The organism is Exiguobacterium sp. EA-TM-5 (assembly GCF_053878415.1).
The window spans coordinates 499,664-516,804 of the sequence record NZ_CM132670.1 but is presented as its reverse complement, the minus strand read 5'-3'; the positions used below and the strand labels follow the sequence as shown (position 1 = coordinate 516,804).

General features: G+C 39.6%; 18 protein-coding genes. 2 read left to right on the top strand and 16 right to left on the bottom strand.

From position 1 onward, the window contains the following. Positions 1–8: 8 nt before the first annotated feature. From ACV3PA_RS02790 to ACV3PA_RS02775, 4 genes are all read right to left on the bottom strand, one after another. Positions 9–2,768: a glycoside hydrolase family 3 protein gene (locus ACV3PA_RS02790; RefSeq protein ID WP_456125577.1), complete on the bottom strand. Its 2,760-nt coding sequence runs from the start codon at positions 2,766–2,768 to the stop codon at positions 9–11. Between the two features lie 16 nt (positions 2,769–2,784). Continuing rightward, positions 2,785–3,864: an alpha/beta hydrolase gene (locus tag ACV3PA_RS02785; protein ID WP_456125576.1), complete on the bottom strand. Its 1,080-nt coding sequence runs from the start codon at positions 3,862–3,864 to the stop codon at positions 2,785–2,787. 177 nt (positions 3,865–4,041) lie between these two features. Further along, positions 4,042–5,229 carry a DUF4317 domain-containing protein gene (locus tag ACV3PA_RS02780; RefSeq protein WP_456125575.1) on the bottom strand — a complete coding sequence of 396 codons (1,188 nt, stop codon included), beginning with the start codon at positions 5,227–5,229 and terminating at the stop codon, positions 4,042–4,044. Between the two features lie 82 nt (positions 5,230–5,311). Beyond that, complete coding sequence (locus ACV3PA_RS02775) at positions 5,312–5,509, bottom strand: hypothetical protein (protein WP_456125574.1); 198 nt, start codon at positions 5,507–5,509, stop codon at positions 5,312–5,314. A gap of 192 nt (positions 5,510–5,701) precedes the next feature. On the opposite strand from ACV3PA_RS02775, the gene ACV3PA_RS02770 reads away from it, so the two are divergent. Both ACV3PA_RS02770 and ACV3PA_RS02765 read left to right on the top strand, forming a co-directional pair. Next, positions 5,702–6,322 (top strand): HNH endonuclease family protein, encoded by a 621-nt coding sequence (locus tag ACV3PA_RS02770; RefSeq protein WP_456125947.1) that lies wholly within the window; start codon positions 5,702–5,704, stop codon positions 6,320–6,322. Positions 6,323–6,337: 15 nt separating this feature from the next. Further along, on the top strand, positions 6,338–6,580 hold the full coding sequence (locus ACV3PA_RS02765; protein ID WP_456125573.1) for a hypothetical protein: 243 nt from the start codon (positions 6,338–6,340) through the stop codon (positions 6,578–6,580). A gap of 80 nt (positions 6,581–6,660) precedes the next feature. On the opposite strand, the gene ACV3PA_RS02760 is transcribed toward ACV3PA_RS02765, so the two are convergent. From ACV3PA_RS02760 to ACV3PA_RS02705, 12 genes are all read right to left on the bottom strand, one after another. Then, entirely contained in the window at positions 6,661–7,347 is a 687-nt protein-coding gene (locus ACV3PA_RS02760; RefSeq protein ID WP_456125572.1) for a hypothetical protein, read from the bottom strand. Positions 7,348–7,371: 24 nt separating this feature from the next. Continuing rightward, on the bottom strand, positions 7,372–7,656 hold the full coding sequence (locus ACV3PA_RS02755; protein ID WP_456125571.1) for an STAS-like domain-containing protein: 285 nt from the start codon (positions 7,654–7,656) through the stop codon (positions 7,372–7,374). 5 nt (positions 7,657–7,661) lie between these two features. Beyond that, the gene (locus ACV3PA_RS02750) at positions 7,662–8,813 is read right to left on the bottom strand and encodes a hypothetical protein (RefSeq protein ID WP_456125570.1); all 1,152 of its coding nucleotides are present in this window, start codon (positions 8,811–8,813) and stop codon (positions 7,662–7,664) included. Positions 8,814–9,193: 380 nt separating this feature from the next. Further along, on the bottom strand, positions 9,194–9,628 hold the full coding sequence (locus ACV3PA_RS02745; protein WP_456125569.1) for a protein-export chaperone SecB: 435 nt from the start codon (positions 9,626–9,628) through the stop codon (positions 9,194–9,196). After that, a complete protein-coding gene (locus tag ACV3PA_RS02740; protein WP_456125568.1) occupies positions 9,628–9,900 on the bottom strand; it encodes a hypothetical protein in 273 nt (90 codons plus the stop codon). The genes ACV3PA_RS02745 and ACV3PA_RS02740 overlap by 1 nt, the downstream gene beginning before the upstream one ends. A 98-nt stretch (positions 9,901–9,998) precedes the next feature. Further along, positions 9,999–10,589 carry a hypothetical protein gene (locus tag ACV3PA_RS02735; RefSeq protein WP_456125567.1) on the bottom strand — a complete coding sequence of 197 codons (591 nt, stop codon included), beginning with the start codon at positions 10,587–10,589 and terminating at the stop codon, positions 9,999–10,001. A gap of 1,046 nt (positions 10,590–11,635) precedes the next feature. Beyond that, positions 11,636–11,848 (bottom strand): hypothetical protein, encoded by a 213-nt coding sequence (locus tag ACV3PA_RS02730; protein ID WP_456125566.1) that lies wholly within the window; start codon positions 11,846–11,848, stop codon positions 11,636–11,638. 410 nt (positions 11,849–12,258) lie between these two features. After that, positions 12,259–12,558 (bottom strand): hypothetical protein, encoded by a 300-nt coding sequence (locus ACV3PA_RS02725; RefSeq protein WP_456125565.1) that lies wholly within the window; start codon positions 12,556–12,558, stop codon positions 12,259–12,261. An 18-nt stretch (positions 12,559–12,576) separates the two neighbouring features. Beyond that, positions 12,577–14,265 (bottom strand): recombinase family protein, encoded by a 1,689-nt coding sequence (locus tag ACV3PA_RS02720; protein ID WP_456125564.1) that lies wholly within the window; start codon positions 14,263–14,265, stop codon positions 12,577–12,579. Continuing rightward, positions 14,228–14,503, bottom strand: a complete 276-nt coding sequence (locus ACV3PA_RS02715; RefSeq protein ID WP_456125563.1) for a hypothetical protein — start codon at positions 14,501–14,503, stop codon at positions 14,228–14,230. The genes ACV3PA_RS02720 and ACV3PA_RS02715 overlap by 38 nt, the downstream gene beginning before the upstream one ends. 269 nt (positions 14,504–14,772) lie before the next feature. Further along, complete coding sequence (locus ACV3PA_RS02710) at positions 14,773–16,566, bottom strand: DNA primase family protein (RefSeq protein ID WP_456125562.1); 1,794 nt, start codon at positions 16,564–16,566, stop codon at positions 14,773–14,775. Further along, positions 16,566–17,075: a hypothetical protein gene (locus ACV3PA_RS02705; RefSeq protein WP_456125561.1), complete on the bottom strand. Its 510-nt coding sequence runs from the start codon at positions 17,073–17,075 to the stop codon at positions 16,566–16,568. Before ACV3PA_RS02705 ends, ACV3PA_RS02710 begins: the two co-directional genes overlap by 1 nt. Between the last annotated feature and the right edge of the window lie 66 nt (positions 17,076–17,141).

The following is a 17,141-nucleotide window of genomic DNA, read 5'->3' as shown; positions in this document are numbered from 1 at the left end:
TAATGCAATTAGCCGTTCTTCATATGAAACGATTCCGCAAGCGTAAACGTCAACTCTTTTAACTCCAGACCACCGAGTGCAAAGTAGAGTTTTAAATAGTTGTGCGGGTTGAAGACGAAGACGTCCTTCGTCTGGCTGACCCACTCGCCGTTCGTTCCGTTGAAGGTGAACGTTGCGACCGGCATGTTATTTGCAAACAGTGTCACCGGCATTTGCGCCAGTTCGCCGGCGTTCGAACGTGCCGTCAACGTGACCTGATACATCCCTGTCTCTTCTGCTGTAACAGCGAAGACGTGACTACTACCTGTCGTCGTCGTAACGTCTGTTAACGGGAAGGCATCTCCACTGACGAGACGTTGGTGCGAGACGGCTTGCTCTTCGAGTGTCTCTTCTTCGACCGGTGCCCCGAGGACATCAATCGATGTCGCGGTTCCCATCACCCGGTCCATGACCGGTGACTGAAGTAAGAACTGACAGATGTTCGCGGCACTCCGCAGTAACTCCGAACGTCGAAGTGTCCCGTCGGCAAGAGCCGTCAACGTATCATCCTCGAACGGGTTCGTTCCTGGTTCCCCGACGACCATATAGAGGTCGTTTTGCGAACGGACCATCGTCGCCGTTTGCTGACGATTTGCTTCTAATCCTTCCGCATTGATCTTCGCCCACCAGTCGGTCATGACGATTCCGTCAAAGCCCCACTCATCACGTAGGATCCGTGTGTTCTGATCGTACAAGCCAGCAGTCCAGATGCCATTGACGGCACCGTATGTCGTCATGATCGAGTACGCTTGCCCTTCCTTGACTGCCATCTCGAACCCTTTCAGGTACAACTCACGTAACGCCCGTTCTGACACGATCGAATCCAGATCATGCCGGTGGAACTCTTGGTTGTTGGCACTGAAGTGCTTCAACGTTCCTGTCACACCAACACGGTGCATCCCGTCGAGCTGTGCTACTGCCATTTTTCCAGTCAGATATGAATCTTCCGAGAAATACTCGAAGTTCCGTCCATTGAGTGGATGACGATGGAGGTTCATCCCGGGTCCAAGCAACGTATCAATCTCGTTCTTCCGCAACTCAAGACCTGTCATCTCAAATAGATCCGCGATCAACGTCGTGTTGAACGTCGAGGCAAGCAACGTTCCGTTCGGTAACGAGAAGGCTTTTGTCCCGATATCCATCCGGATTCCAGACGGACCATCCGCGCAGCAGCCTGCCGGAATACCGAGTGCTTCGAGTTCTGTCGTCACGCCACCGAAAGCGCCCGCCGTTCCTGGTGTAACACGCGGTGAGTTCATCCCTTCACCCCGAACGATTGCCGCGAGATCCGCATCCGTCAATTGATCGAGGAACGTCTCAAGCGTGACTCGGTCTTCTTTAACGTCGCTTAACTTCCAACCAGCATCTTCCGTCTGCGTCCGTTCAACGGGACGCTCCTGTTGACGACGCTGTTCCGGATCGATCGTCCGCAGTGGTGTCGCTTCATACGTCACCGTATATCCCGTTTCGGTCGCTTGCGGTTTGATGCGTTCGAATGCCGTCACCGGTGCCATGTTCTCACTTAAGACGTCCGTGACGTCAAGCGTCTCGACAGAATGGCTTGCGACTAGAACCGCCGACCGGACGTCCGTTCCGAGATAGAGCTGATACGTCCCGGGTTCAACGACATAAGACGACTTATGTCCAGTGACGCCACTATCGTCATAACTCGCAAACGAAGCGCACGGTACGACGAGCGTGAGAATCTCTTGCTCACCTGGTGCGAGTTCTTTTGTCTTTCCGAACGTCACGAGTTGACGCGTTGGGTTCCCGAGTTGTCCTTGTGGTTTCTCAAGGTATCCTTGTACAACTTCCTTCCCGTTCGTCTGCCCGGTATTCGTCACCGTCGCTGTAATCGTCCAGGCATCAGCTGACGTCGTCACATCTGTCGTCAGGTTGAACGACGTATACGATAATCCATACCCGAACGGATACAAGACTGCTTCCGGTGCGAACGTCTCGAAATAACGATATCCGACATAGATGTCTTCTTGATACAACGCGCGATCGGCGTGACCGAAGTGTGGTGTTGACGGGTAATCATCGAGTGAACGAACAATCGTATCCGGTAGTTTCCCAGACGGCGAGATGCGTCCGAGTAAGAGATCACTCAGTCCAGTTCCCCCTTCCATTCCCCCTTGCCACGCGTAGAGGACAGCACTTGGCGCCGTCTCTTCGACCCAGCGCATATCGATGATGTTTCCGACGTTCAAGACGACGACGGTCCGTTTGAAGTGTGTCGTCACGAGACGAAGCATCTCCTGTTCCGTCTCCGTCAGGAAGTAACTTCCTGGATCCGCTGTATTGTCACGGTCTTCCCCAGCCGTGCGACCGATCATGATCACAGCAACATCGGAATCAAGTGCTGCTTGCTGAACGAGTGTCGCGTCAAGCGACATCTCTTCTTGTGACCATGGCTCGGCTGCCCAGCCTTCACCTTGATCAAACGGATGGTCTTCAAGCCATGTCTCATACGTTTTGAGGACGTCCGTGTTCAACGTCACGTCTTCGCTTAGCATATCGAGCGGACTGACGACGTTCGTGACGTTGACCATTCCGCCTGATCCTGTGCCACTTTTATAGTAGTTGAACTGATTGCGTCCGAAGACCGCAACCGTCGATGCGGGTTGCAACGGGAGTACACCATCGTTTTGTAAGAGCACCGCTCCTTCCGCAACGGTTTGTCGTGCGAGCTTTGTATAGGCTTGCCACTCGAGCGTGTATGTCATGCGTCATCCACCTTTGTTAGTTAGTTTGAGAAAAAAGTCGTTTTAAGTCTTTCGCGATTTCGTCTAAGCTGTCTTCGGCTTGCGGATACAGACCGAGTTTATCAAGAAAAGCATGTTCCATCCCGCGGTACTGGAGATAACGAGTCTTGACGCCGGCGCGCGCGAGCTTTTTCGCATACGCTTCACCTTCAAGACGTAAGTAATCAAACTCTCCTGTAATGACGAGTGCCTCTGGTAAATCGTTGAGCGTCGCGAACAACGGCGAGATCCGGCGATCCGTCGAATCACTTGCTTGGACATACCATTGCTCGAGGACACCTTCTGCATCTTGAAGCGCGAGAATGATTTGTTCGAGTAGCTCGGGTTCCGTTTGTCGGTCGTATGCTTTAAGCGTCCAGTCATATTCCGGATTCGGATGTTCGCCGACATTAACGACCGGATAATATAAGACTTGATAGCGAATGTACGGCGTCGGACGCTCGCGGTCGAGCAGACAACAGACCGTCGCTAAGTTCCCACCCGCACTATCGCCGGCGACAGCAATCGCACTTGGATCGATTCCGAGTCGATCGGCGTGTTCGACTGCCCAATCGATCGCCGTATGACAATCCTCGAGCCCTGTTGGAAACGGATGCTCTGGCGCCAATCGATAGCCGACCGATAAGACGGCGACGTTCCCCTTATCAGCTAATGCCTTACATGGATTCTCGACTGTCTCGAGCGTGCCACCGAAAAAACCACCGCCGTGGAAGTAGACGACGAGCGGGAGCGGACGTGCCGCTTCCGGACGATACAGTCGTCCTTCAATCGTGGTACCGGGTCTTGGAATTGCGAGGACGTCCGTTGAGATCTGCCGTGTCGTCACGTCTTCGTTGTCCCAGCCCATGCCGGCACGCGCCAGTTCGACTGGCGACGCACCTTCTGAAATCGAGACCGATGGACGCTGCGTGAGGACGACCTCACGGACACGCGGATCAAGTGTTCCTGGAGTCGAGACGTCGGGAATCGGCTTATCGACGATTTCAAGACCATCTTGATAGATAGGTGAACAATTTCGTAACTCCCGCAGTAAATCTTGCATTGATGTGGTAGACAAATAGATCGCTTCCTTTCTTATCAAATAGTTATCGAAAGCGCTTTCGATAACCGTTAAAAAAATTTCGAATGCCTCTTTTTCAAAAAAGAGACCGCTTACATCACAATATACCTGTCTTTGACAGGAGAAGCAAATGTTTCATCCAAAAAAAATCAGCGCAGTCGCCTGCGCTGATCTTCATCGTAATTGTTCTTGTGAAACGATCGTAAAGCCATCGATGACTGTATCTTCCTCGACCTCGATCAACAGGCAGCGTTTACCTTGATAGTTGACCTGTTTGACGTACTTCAAGTCTTGCGGACTGATCGCGATGTTTGCGACCTTCGTATTAATTTTAATCGATTTCGCTTCATAGTTCGGAACGATGTTGCTCGCCTTCATCTCGTACGTCGGATCGTCGACGACCGTCTTGAACGCTCGTTCGACCTGCTCCGTGCTGACGTCTTCGACACCACTCGCCTTCAGAACACGCTCGACTTCCTGGACGTCGAGCATCGGTACTTCTTCCTCATCTTGATCCTCTTCGACAACGATCAACTGATTGATGTTTTCATAGACACCGGCTAGCGTCTTCGTATCCATCGATTCGCCGACGACCGATTTGACGATTTCCTCGAAAATTGCTTTATCCTCATCTGCTGTGACGATCGGTAGACCGTTCAAGACGTTTTCAAGGAAGCCGAAATCCGGTTTATTCGGCTTACCTGCTGCATACAAGACGTGATTGACGTCTGCTGCGTTGTCCGTGAAGGTCGGGAAGAGGAATCCACCAATCGGTGACGCGAGTTTGATAACCGGATTGATGAATAAGTTCGACTTGAATTCCCGTTCGACAAAATCAAAGACGAGCGATTGCTTCGGTAGCTCTGTTAAGTTCAGGCTACCGAGAATGAATGGTGTCGTATAGACGTCGTCATTCGGATCGATTTCCGTCTCATCCGCTTGGCGTTTTGTCGTTTTATAGTATTGACCACGAATGAACGTGACGACGAGATCATTCTCATACTGGACGTCTTGAACCATCTTCAGCGCCATCGTCTGCATCTGCTCGACCCAGTCCTCCGGCTCTTCCGCATACAGTCCTTCATAAAGGAGCTGTTGCGTATGACCCGTCTCCCCTTCTTCCGGATGGGTGAACTTGACCTCGAACAGCTTGACGTCGAGTTTTCCACCTAGTACCTTCTTGAAGTTCGCGAGGAAAAGTTCCTGTTGCTCCGGATCAAGCAATGGAAATGGTCGGGCTTCCTCATGATAGATTTCGCTCGTCTCTTTTCGGATATAGACGTTGTAGATTTCATGGATTTTTAGTAAATCGGCATCCATCTTGAAGTGACGACGGATGTCGGCGATGTCTTTTTTATTCATGCATACCAGCTCCTCGAATCATTAAAATCCTGCTTCCTGAAAAGCGTACCATATGCGAGATGACCCGACATCTTTTAGGAAATCAGTGTGCACTGAACGAATAAGCGCGTGTGACGGGATTAACGATCTCATATTCATATTCTTGGTGGGCAGCGCGAGCTTGTGCGATGCAATTATCTAGTTCTTTCGTATTGAAATAACGCTGTGCTTCCGTCAATGTGCCACTTACGACTAAAAATACGCCGAACACGATCAACCATCCTCTGATTCGTTCGTTCATTATGTAGTCCCCTTTCTTCTCCACCTAAATCCTAACATCAGACCCTTCTATATAATGACAAAAATTTAATTTTAGTAACATTTACACGATATTTATTTTTTCCTAAATAAGTGATGCCATACTAAAAAATGTGAAGGGTGTCTTCACATCATCTCGTCTCATACATAGGAGGAATGACACGTGTTCAAAGCCATCAAGTCCATCGTCATCACTGCACTCGTCTGCCTGACCGCTTTCCAGTTCGATACGACATCCGTTTCTGCACTACCCTCAGGTATCTCGTCGAAAGCGACGGCTCAGTCTCAACTCGATGCTTTAACGGTTAAAACAGAAGGCAGCATGACTGGTTATTCGCGTGACTTGTTCCCGCACTGGAGCAGTCAAGGAGGCGGCTGTGATACACGACAAGTCGTCTTAAAACGTGATGCTGATTCATATGTCGGAACGTGCCCCGTTACATCCGGGTCTTGGTATAGTTACTATGACGGACTGACATTCACGAACCCGTCTGACCTCGACATTGATCACGTCGTACCGCTTGCGGAAGCATGGCGCTCAGGAGCAAGCAGCTGGACGACGACGACACGTCAAGCGTTCGCAAACGATTTGACAGGTCCACAGTTGATCGCTGTCTCTGCAAGCTCGAACCGTTCAAAAGGGGACCAGGATCCGTCGACATGGAAGCCGACACGGGCAGGTGCGAGTTGTGCCTACTCGAAGATGTGGATCAATACGAAGAGCCGATGGAACCTCAGCTTACAGTCGAGTGAAAAAACAGCCTTACAAACAATGTTGAACACATGTACATACTAAAAAGGAGTCGATTCGATGGAAACGAAAACCTCTACTTTTACCGCCACACATGGTGTCATGACGCAAGAAGTCGGTGTCATCAGCGGTGAACTGGAACTCCGGACGATCTGTCAAGAGGACGGAACGTTAGAACTAAAGATTGCTTACGTCGGGGCGATAGACGTCTATACGTTACCCGGCACTTATCGTGTCCATGACGTTCGGGATCATGAAGTCATTCATAAAATACTAATAAGTGTATTAGAAAGAAATTCATAAATAAAAATAAACTACGCATTTAGATAAGCGTAGTTTATTTTCGATTACTAATCATTATATTAGGATAAAAAATAGTTACACTACTTTGTAGAACTAGTTTCAAAATAAAATGATTTAGTTATAGAGTTATTTATTTTTATTTTATATTCAAGATTATTTTCTTGGGAGTATCGAATTAATCTTTTGATCTCAATAGAATTATAATGACGCTGAATAGAAATTATTATTGTTGATAAAATTAAAAAGATAAATAAGATAGAGGTAATTTTATAAATAAATTTGGTTCTGTTAAGAGACACTTTAAAAAACCTCAATCTATATTTTTTAGTTCCTAAAAATTTATCATTTACTATTTGGTACAATTCTTTTATTTGACGCCGAATTTTAGTATTAAATATTTCTATATCAGTTGTTGATAAAGGTCGCTCCTGCTTTTCTAAAATATAATCCTCTATTTCTTCACATTTTGATCTTAATGTATTATAAAAATTTTCATCATTATATTGATAATACACAGAAACTTGAAACATTTGTTGTAATGATTCCCTTAATCTTTTAGTGTCTTTTATATCTCCTGTTGTACTAATGTGCATATACTTAAGACCTGTAGGAATGTCTTTTATGAGTATTTTTTTATAGATATCGTTAAAATAGACCGACTCCAAATTTGTTTGATTCAGTCTATTTTCTCTTAAATGTTGTACGACACTAAAATAGATTGTAACTATTACAGATATTACAGATATAATTATAGCTACTAATGCCAATACTAATACCCCCGATAAAAACTATTATATTAAGTTTTGAATTATCAATTGTTTTAAATTCGGAATCGAAGATTGGATAGTTATTTTTTCTTCAATTCCTGCAATCCCAATATTCTTAACTATCTCTTCAAAAAAACCTTGAATAAACGAAGACGCTATTGAATCAATCCTATCTGGGATTATTATTACAATATCTTCACTATAATTAATTTCACTTTTTATCTGTTCTTGAAAAATTCTTTTTCCTAAGGGATTACCAGCTAATTTTGTTATTATTTTATCAATATTTAATTCAAAAGTATTATTCATTTTTATTAATCCTCAACTTTCATGACAAAGTGTAAGTTATAAGCTGTACCGGGCATGTTGATATTGTTTGGACCAAATGTACGTTCGTTAGGAATTTCATTAAAAAAGTCTCTTGTATTGTTAAAGCCAATCCAATTATCTTCGTTATAAAATAGATACTCATGATGGAAAAAAAGTGCTCTTTTTCCACTTATCATATAACAAGAATAATCATCTGATTGTTTTTCAAGTCGTTGAATTAGCTTTGTTAGTCCAGTTCCTCCAGTGGTTTCATTTTTAGATCTACCTGTTATTTTATGTTGAAAAGAAGCTATGTTGTAAAAGTCTTCTTCAATATAATCATTATCAAATTTTCTTTTATGTTCTTGAAAAGCATCTAACAAACAAAGATGTCGTTCGTTTAATATATCTATATTTTTTAACTTTTGAGATATAGAATGACCTAATAATTGATTTGAAAAGTTAACAATTGTTATATTCAAACCATAAAAATTTCCAGGTTCTTTTTCTTTTATATAATCACTAGCAACATCTAAATCTATTAGACAATCTGTTTTAGTGTGCTCTAAAGCATTACCTACTAATTCAGTAATTACTTCAGCAATCGTATGTCTATTATCTTTATTTACATTAAATGGTTTCAAAAAGGAATCAATATCTCCCATAATCTTAGATAATAAATAAGGATCTTCTTCCTCTTCCACGGCTATCAATCTTCTGTAATGAGAATTATGAATTTCTTTTTTAAATTTCTCACCATATAATTCAAATTTATTTTTTTGTTTGTACCCTATACTTAAAAATTTTAAAGGAGATGAGGCTATACCATCAGTTACTATATTTTTATCGGCTTTAAAATCTACAAGTACCTTTCTATTTTTAACCCTGATTAAATATTCGCAAATACATTCAAAAATAATATAAGTCAGCTTATCTTTAATTTCAATCAAACCTAGATCGAAGTACACTGGAAGTTTAGCTCTGCCAAACTTTTGTTCCAAGTTATTTACGAAATATAAAATGTCTCTAATCACGGCGCCGTCAAAAAGTGTTTGATTTAATTTATACTCAAACACTTTCAATTTAGAATTGAATTTAATTTCAATTTTAGATTGAACATTTTTATTGTAATCAATCAACATATATTGATTCTTCAATTAGATCATCCTATTCAATTTAAGAATGTTATTGCTAGCAAATCTTTTAGAAATAGTTTTATTGCTTATAGCTTTATTTCTTCGGATCTTATACTTTTCCCTTTAGATTTTTTTTTATACAGCTATATTTCAATTTTTACAGTTAGTGTATGAATATTTATAAGAAGAGATCCATTCAATATTGACTGAATCTATAGAAAACACATACTTTTAGTTACTTATGATATGGTTCACTGTGTTAGTTCTAAATGAATTCCTATTCTTTTTTTACTAAAAAACTTATTATTTTTTCCCTCACTACTAACAATAAATCTCTTTAGAATGTTAAATAAGTAACAATAAAAAGAAGGGATATTAACTATCCCTCCTTTAAAATCATATTATTCAGATTTAAATTTATTTTCTTGACTCTCAAGTAACTTCATCACATTAATTGGAGGAAGGATCAAAGCTGGAACATTAGAGTTAGCAGTGTAGGTTGAAACTAAAGATCTTAGATAAGGAAATAAAATTGCTACTGCATTAACTTCTGCAAAATCTTCTCTACGTTCTCTCTCGATATTGTCTAATTGAAATATCCCGGTAACATCTAAAAAAATAGAAAACGGATAATTATTCTCTTCAGCATTTTCAAATATATTGAGAATTAAAGTAACATACATTGTATTCTCTTCATCTTCTAAATATTGCACGTATCTCTCAATATTAAACTCGACTGTATGAGAATTATCTACATAACGATTATTTAAATGAAAATTAACATCATTTACTTGATAATTTACGAATCTTAAACCGCTTTTTATACTTTCTTTCATTACGATGCCACCAAAATAGAGAGACTTTCTGTAGTCTTATTAGGAAGTATATCAAATTTATAATTTATTCTATTACTTGAATAAGTTACTGTATTCTCAACTTGTTCCATTCCTAATGTTTGAAACTCTCCTATAGCTAGCATTTGCATATGAGAAGAACTACTATGCTCTATCTCGTCAAACCCCGCTTTTAAAAGATTTCTTTCAAACTCTTCATTAGTTATTTTTTCGAAATGCTGTTCAATTTCTCTCAATTTTTTAGATAAATCCATATTAAAAACCTCCTTAAATGAATTTATACATCGTTTATATAGAACAAGAAACTTATTATCTCTTTCTCTCTTCATTGTATGATACTTATTCATTAATATCAAAAATAGTAATTCTCTAAAATAGTGTCAAATGATTTAATCTTAGGTGCGAAATCGTATTCTCTAATTTGGTCAAGAACGTTTACATTTTTTATACATATTTGCTCTTGTGGTAAGTACCCTAATCTAGATCTAACACCTTTATATTTGTTTCTATTCATCTCAAATAGAGCTCTCACCATATCGTAATCTTTTGAGTAACCAATACTATTAAATAAATAATTTAAAACTACCCCTTCAGCCATCTCGTTTGATGGAATTTGTTTCTTTTCCATCATTAGTTTAAGAGTTGTATCAAATATTATTTTATGTTCCGCTTTTGTTAAATCAAATACTCTCACTTTAGGGACGGTTAAAAGAGTTTCTACAATTATATAATGGGTGAGTAATTTAGTATGATTCAAACTACCAAAGTACTTTTTTTTATACATATCCACTATCCATTTATAAGCATGAATTTCCTCAGTGAAGAAATAACTTCCGTCTCCTAACCAGTGCGTACTCCCTCTAGTAATCGGCATTATCTGAGTCTGAAGCAATGCTTCTCCCCTACGTTTATTAGAACCATGAAATAACATTTCAGAATACATGATTACCCCTTACTAAACTATATTAAATATTTAGTCGTCAAAACCTTTTAATCTTTAATATAATTTCTCTTATAAAACATAATATTACAGATGAAATATTGACAAAAATCATAAAAATATTTCTTTCGTTTCTATATGACGCTTTGCACAATGATACTATTGGACAGTCGATTTGTAAATTTTAAATACTATGTTTTGTTCTTATAAAACAACATCCGCATTTTGATTGATCTGATCAACAATACTCAAAATTCGCTCAGCATCGATGATATTCTCTTTGAAAAAGATGCAATACTCCCTAAAGTCCTGAAAGGATTTTCTTGAAGAATTCGTTTATCTAAAATTTCATTTTTCACTACATAATCAACGATGAGGCGAACAAAATGGGCTTGTTTCATATTTAGTCAATTATCAGAAAGAAACACTAAAAAAAACTTCAAAAGCTGCTTGTCGGTAAAGATCGACGATGATACTTACCATACTAGTGATTGATGTATCACCATAATCCTTCTCATACTGTTCCCCTATTTCCATTTCCTCCTAAATCAATCTTTTGAGAGTATCCGTGTCTTGTTTTATCAGTAGTTCGTTGTGGCACAATTTGTATACAGCTAATTAATCTTGATGTTGATTTTAGATAGTGTTCAACCTTTTCGTTCAAGACCTTTGATGAATGGGGATATCTCCCACTCATCATAATGGTATACAGACCGGAGCGTCTCCAAGATTCTTGAGTATGTGTCAGCATAAATATGACTTATCTTTTAGAAAGATACTTTCATGTTCTAATCCCAGTAACTCAGCATCCGACTCTTTAGCCAGCTCACTTTCATCTAAGCCTTTCATAAACAGTAAATACGTAACTTATTCAATATTTGTAAGTAGATTTGTACTTCCTTCAGTCTGAATATTCATTGATAGCTCTTTAAACCTCATTTACTTATGATACGGCTCTCCGTAGTACATCTAAATGAGGTTTTTAGTTGAATTAACAGTTAAAATTACTTCTTTGGCAATAAAGCGTTAGGAAACTTTTGATTTCTAGTTCAATCGTTTTGTCTTGGAGAAACCAATATACTCAGACCCCGCTCTTGTCCATAATCCCACATCTTAACCCATGGGTATGTGTTTTCTGGTAAATGAAAAATTCTTTCTTCCAATGGTTCAATAGTATTCATATTACACGTTGTACCATGTTCTTCAGTAGCTGGGTGAATGCCTACTCTTCTTCCAGTATCATTGTAGTAAACAAATTTCATTTCGTTTCCTCCTTAATATTTTTCGCTATTTCAAGTCTTAACTCATTATACTTTAATTCTTTCAGTCACTCTTATTTCAAACAACAGGCTGACCATTAGCTCAATATCTTTTTTTAATATATGGATTTCATTTTCAACATATTTTTTGACAGTTCTTAATATTAACGATAGTTCTGCAAAGGACTTTGAAGTACTTCTGATGCTAAACAAGTTACGATGCCTACCACCGTTCCCATTAAAAAGTATTGCATTTCAATTCCTCCTTTATTTATTAGTCGTACCATTTTTCTTTAAATGAAAGTAGACAGATACTCCAAATGCAACACCAGCTTTAAATAACTCAATCGGTTTCATAAATTTCACCTCCTTTAAAAAATATGAAGATTGTCTGATTGTTGTATTTTTTCTTTTCATACCATGTTTACAAAGCTAACGGGTTTGATGAGTTCGCCATCCCTCAAAAGACCAATTCCGATGTTTTTCAAACCTTGTACATCCTGTAATAGGTAAACTACGTTCGACGTACCACCATCGTAGAAAAATATCCAACATGTTAGTCTTGCTTTATCTTCATCCGGAATAGATGCTTTAACTTTCGTGTTCCTTATATCATCTACTGAAAGAGTCCTAACATCTGCCTGCCAATCGTTTTCAGCTAAGTGTGGATGGTGTTTCTCTAAATAGGTTCGAAACACATTAATAACGCTCATATTTTGATTAGCCCCTTTTCATAAGTCGATTAATATAGAAAAAGGAGGAGAAAATTCATCCGTGATGGATGAATTTTCTCCTCCTTTTAAAGTAAAGTGCTTAGTAACTTCTTTGTTTAGTTGTACTTGAATCGTTTCAATTTTTCGGTCCTGACCAATAGTGATTTGACGAATAAGAAGATGCATCAGCCTTTTACGTTGCTCTCTAGTCAATGCTTCTTCGTAAGCACCTTTAAAGCTCTGCATGACCTGCTTAACCATAGAAAAGTCTACCTGTCGCTTGCCACCTTGCCCCATTTGAAGTTCAATCGGCAAAACTCGCTCTTCTAGTCTTTCTTTTTCTTCATTCAACGTGGACAATCGATGAACAAGGTCTGCCTTTTGAATCAAGTCATCTTCATACAGACCAAGAACCTTTTCTTTCTTTTGTTGATTGACCTGCAACGCTTTTTTTAACGTCTCATATTCGTGATGGAGGGGTTCGGAATCTCTTTCCTTCTTGTTATTGATTCGTTCAACAATTTGCTTCATAAGGGTCTCATTTGTAGCGTAAGTTGATAATTTTTCAAGTACATACTTATCTGCATAATCTGTTCTTACACCATTTGAACGACAAACGGCTGTACCTTTGTTCTTCCAAGCTCCGCATACATAATACTCTAGGACTCTCTTAGTACCATCCTTACGCTTATTTGTTGTTCTTCCAATCACCATTCCAGCGTTACAAACAGGGCATTTCATAATGCCGGTGAGTGGAAATTCCCCATCATGAATTCGATTAGGTTTTCCACTTCTGCTTGCCATGATTGTTTTCGTTTTTTCCCATACTTCTTTTGAAATAATAGCTTCGTGCTTCCCCTTCTCAATCACAGGATTAGGATTGATGTTGTTTCTTCTTTTTTCATTCCAGTCTCTCCGAACGTTGTAACGGATGAATCCCGCATACAGAGGATTGCAAAGAACTGTTTTGATACCATTGATTGAAAAATCCTTGTTCTGCTTAGTACGATACCCTTCTTTGTTGAGTCTGTTCGCAATAGATTTGTAGCCATTTCCTTCAACATAAAGGTCAAATATTTTTCGAACCGTTTGTGCTTCAGAAAGATTAATTACGAGTGTGGAGACCTTGCGCTTACGGTTCTCTCCTGTAACACTCACGACGTCGTATCCAAGAACTTGTCCACCGTTCCAAGAACCCTCCTTTGCTCGTGCTAACATTCCCATTTTTACGTTTTGAGCAATATTATCGCGTTCAAACTCAGCGATGACTGCTAACATACGAAATTGCATCTTTCCTGCTGGTGTTTCCGTTTCATAATGCTCCGTAAAAGAGTGGAACACAATATTTCTCGTTTCAAGTTCTTCAACAATATTCAGTAAATCTTTCGTCTTACGAGAAAAGCGATTCACCTTCCAAACGAGTACTAAATCGAATTCTTTGCTCTTAGCATCATGGAGCAACTGTTGTAATGCAGGTCGCCCCTTAATATTTTTCCCACTTTTTCCTCGGTCTACATATTCCCTATGGACAATAAAACCTTCTCGTTCACACATTTCTCTCAATACTCGAACTTGCTCATCGATGCTGTATCCTTCTTCTGCTTGTTCCAATGTAGAGACTCGAGCATAAATTGCTGCTCTTTTCTGTGTTCCTGTTCGATTTGGTTCGTTAAGCCGATGGTTCGACTGTCGAGCTTGATTCAACATGCATCTCACCCCCACTACAACTACCATCTTCAATCTGCCACTTCGCTACTTGGGACAATGGGATTTCTTGAATGGCTGCTAATCTTACATGCTTCGTATTGATTAACTGACACATGCACTCAAAAACTTTTCTTCCTTCTAGCGTAGAAATATCTACGTTTTCAAATTCAGAAAACAGTTCCACATCATCTTTAATAAGCTCTCTTTCAAGCCTAGATAACTCATTTCTATTAATCATTGGATTTCTCTCCCTGTAACTTTTCTAAAATGACCTTTGAAACCATTTCTGCTAATATGTCTACAACGTTCTGGTGTTCATAATTAAAATCTTCTTTATGTTCCATCGAAATTTCTCCTCATCCAATCAATAATATATATTTGATTTCACTGTAAAAACGGGGGCATGGGTGGTCAGGCAAAACGAAAATTTATGCATGACTTTTATTTCTCAACCTCTTTGCATTGGTCTTTTTACCATTGGCTCTGCCACCCTTCCCCCCCTTAAGCTTAAATGTCTTCCATTTCTAAAGCAGGGAACTTAAACTCTTCTACGTCCTTTAGCTTAATGCCATCAAAATAAACGATTCCTTTTACTTTTTTCTTTACAAGAGGGATGTTTTGACTCTCTAGAATCACTTTGAAATAACGCCAAAAGACTTGGCGAGACTTGGTTCCCTTATCGTCAATTCCTTGAACATTTAGCCATCGACTATACAAATTATAAAAATCAGCCTGTTTCGTGCGATATCCATCGCCTTGGAGCACATGGGCTTGGAAAAAATCTCTCACAGGATTTTGTTCATTGTGATAAGATTGTTCAGTTTCCTCAATTGCTTTACACGCACTAAACTGATAGTTATTGCTTCTTAATCTCTGTAATCCTCTCAGTGACCAGTTAAGAATCCCTGGTAATTCACTTAGCAACTCTTCTTTCAAATTCACATTTCTTTCTTCTTTCTTAAAAGTTCTTGGAAAGGGAACGATAATAAGTTTTCGGAAGTACCCCTCCGTTACGTCCGAAGAATCGGGAAGATTATTGACTAGAAAAACCAATCTGCAATACGGACGATAATTGATAGCAGAACGATATTTGATGTTAATCGTGATGTTATCTCCACTAACGATGGCTTTAAAATTCTCAGTTTTGAGTGCTTTTCCCCCCATCTCATTTTCAGCAGATATGTTGAGTGATTTCCCCACCATACTTTCCATTCCAAACTGGTCGTTAAACTTAGATAAGGGAACGCTACTGACATTTTGGGTTCCAACAAGCTCAGTAACGATGGATGCTAGTACACTCTTACCATTTGCTCCACTTCCGTAGTAGTAGACTGCTTTCTCGGCTTTAGTCTCACCGGTAAGCCAGTAACCAATTAGCTCTTGATGAATCGCTATTAACTCATCATCATTCAATGTGATGTCACGCATAAATGAATCAAACTTTGTTGCGGTAGCATTGATATCAAAATAGATAGGAATTTGTATGGTTGAATGATACTTTGGTGAATGCACATGTAATTTGTAGGTTGAAAGATTTAACATACCGTTTTTCACGTTAATATAGCTACGGTCTTCATTCATCTCGTCCACAACCTGTGCTTCGCGTTGAAGAACTCGAATAATTTCTGATTCATAGGTGCTTTTCCAACTATCTTTTTTGCCTTCATGCATGACTGTCCTAATTATCTTTCCAAGAACAATGTCGATAAGTTCTTCATACACACCCATCTTGTTGTAGATAAAAAGTCTTCCATCTTTAGTAGAACGCATGTGACAACGCTCCAGAAAATGCTTGGCAAAGATGTTGGCATTGAAAGCGTATCGTTTTTTACTTTCATCATAAATAAATCCTCGTTCCTCCGCCTTTCCGATTTTTATGACTTGTCTTATTTCCACAAGCAACCCTTCTGGAACTAATGATTCTGAAATGGTTTGACACTCTCTAAATTTTTCAATTGATTTAAGGATGGTGACTTCGTTCACATGCTCCATCAAAGCGATAAAAGTCGATTCCTCTTCACCATTTGCCACCATTCGAATTGCAGTAACCAACAATGAGTATTTTTCAGAGATGTGAAGTTCGCTGATGATGCCCTTAAGACTATGAGATGTTTGGAGCAATCTTACTTTACGAATTGTATGAAATGATAAAAAATCATGCATATTTTTTTCTTCAATATTTTCTTTTAGGTTCGACATTTTTTCCGTCTTGTTTCTGAAATCAAACATACCTGGAATCTTTTCTTTCATTTCTGATTCATCTCTATGGATGGTTTGACGTTTCACCTTTTTAAGTGCCATTACGCCACCTCCTTACTAAGTATATTCAAGTAACAGTCTCTGATTTTAATTTTTTCGTGGTCATTCAAGCCAAAACAATTAGAATCGAATTCCGGGAAAAAGTTAATTTGATTATTTCTAACGCCTTTTACTGAATCGTCAGGTGCATCATTGTAACAATTCTCCTGAATTTTAATTCCCAAGATACCTGAGTTGTCGAGAAACTCAGCAAACTCTAGCAGCAGTCCAACGTATTGCCCCTTAGTCATAACCATTTGAAATCCTTTGGGATAAAAGTCTATTTCTAAGGTCTCTTCAAGAACATTGACTCGATTAGCTTTAACTTTTAACTCTGACAGTTTTCCCACTAACCACTTCACTTGATTTTTTCCACTATCTGTACAGTTTTTTTGGGAAAGTGGCACAGATGCCGCTAAACGATAGATTGCGTTTACGCCATTATAGTGGTCGCTTCTTGCATAACTCATAGCTGAGTTAGCAATTTCAAAGTTTGTTCTGTTACTTTTCATTTTAATTCCTCCATTCGTTTTCTCCTGCCAAATGAATATACATCAAATTATTCATCTTTTGACCAA

What these genes read in the sequence shown, in the direction of transcription:
- ACV3PA_RS02765 (WP_456125573.1), top strand. Translation starts at nt 6,338, where the DNA reads ATGGAAACGAAAACCTCTACTTTTACCGCCACACATGGTGTCATGACG.
- ACV3PA_RS02755 (WP_456125571.1), bottom strand. Translation starts at nt 7,656, where the DNA reads ATGAATAATACTTTTGAATTAAATATTGATAAAATAATAACAAAATTA.
- ACV3PA_RS02710 (WP_456125562.1), bottom strand. Translation starts at nt 16,566, where the DNA reads ATGGCACTTAAAAAGGTGAAACGTCAAACCATCCATAGAGATGAATCA.
- ACV3PA_RS02745 (WP_456125569.1), bottom strand. Translation starts at nt 9,628, where the DNA reads ATGAAAGAAAGTATAAAAAGCGGTTTAAGATTCGTAAATTATCAAGTA.
- ACV3PA_RS02720 (WP_456125564.1), bottom strand. Translation starts at nt 14,265, where the DNA reads ATGTTGAATCAAGCTCGACAGTCGAACCATCGGCTTAACGAACCAAAT.
- ACV3PA_RS02780 (WP_456125575.1), bottom strand. Translation starts at nt 5,229, where the DNA reads ATGAATAAAAAAGACATCGCCGACATCCGTCGTCACTTCAAGATGGAT.
- ACV3PA_RS02740 (WP_456125568.1), bottom strand. Translation starts at nt 9,900, where the DNA reads ATGGATTTATCTAAAAAATTGAGAGAAATTGAACAGCATTTCGAAAAA.
- ACV3PA_RS02790 (WP_456125577.1), bottom strand. Translation starts at nt 2,768, where the DNA reads ATGACATACACGCTCGAGTGGCAAGCCTATACAAAGCTCGCACGACAA.
- ACV3PA_RS02715 (WP_456125563.1), bottom strand. Translation starts at nt 14,503, where the DNA reads ATGATTAATAGAAATGAGTTATCTAGGCTTGAAAGAGAGCTTATTAAA.
- ACV3PA_RS02730 (WP_456125566.1), bottom strand. Translation starts at nt 11,848, where the DNA reads ATGAAATTTGTTTACTACAATGATACTGGAAGAAGAGTAGGCATTCAC.
- ACV3PA_RS02775 (WP_456125574.1), bottom strand. Translation starts at nt 5,509, where the DNA reads ATGAACGAACGAATCAGAGGATGGTTGATCGTGTTCGGCGTATTTTTA.
- ACV3PA_RS02725 (WP_456125565.1), bottom strand. Translation starts at nt 12,558, where the DNA reads ATGAGCGTTATTAATGTGTTTCGAACCTATTTAGAGAAACACCATCCA.
- ACV3PA_RS02705 (WP_456125561.1), bottom strand. Translation starts at nt 17,075, where the DNA reads ATGAAAAGTAACAGAACAAACTTTGAAATTGCTAACTCAGCTATGAGT.
- ACV3PA_RS02735 (WP_456125567.1), bottom strand. Translation starts at nt 10,589, where the DNA reads ATGTATTCTGAAATGTTATTTCATGGTTCTAATAAACGTAGGGGAGAA.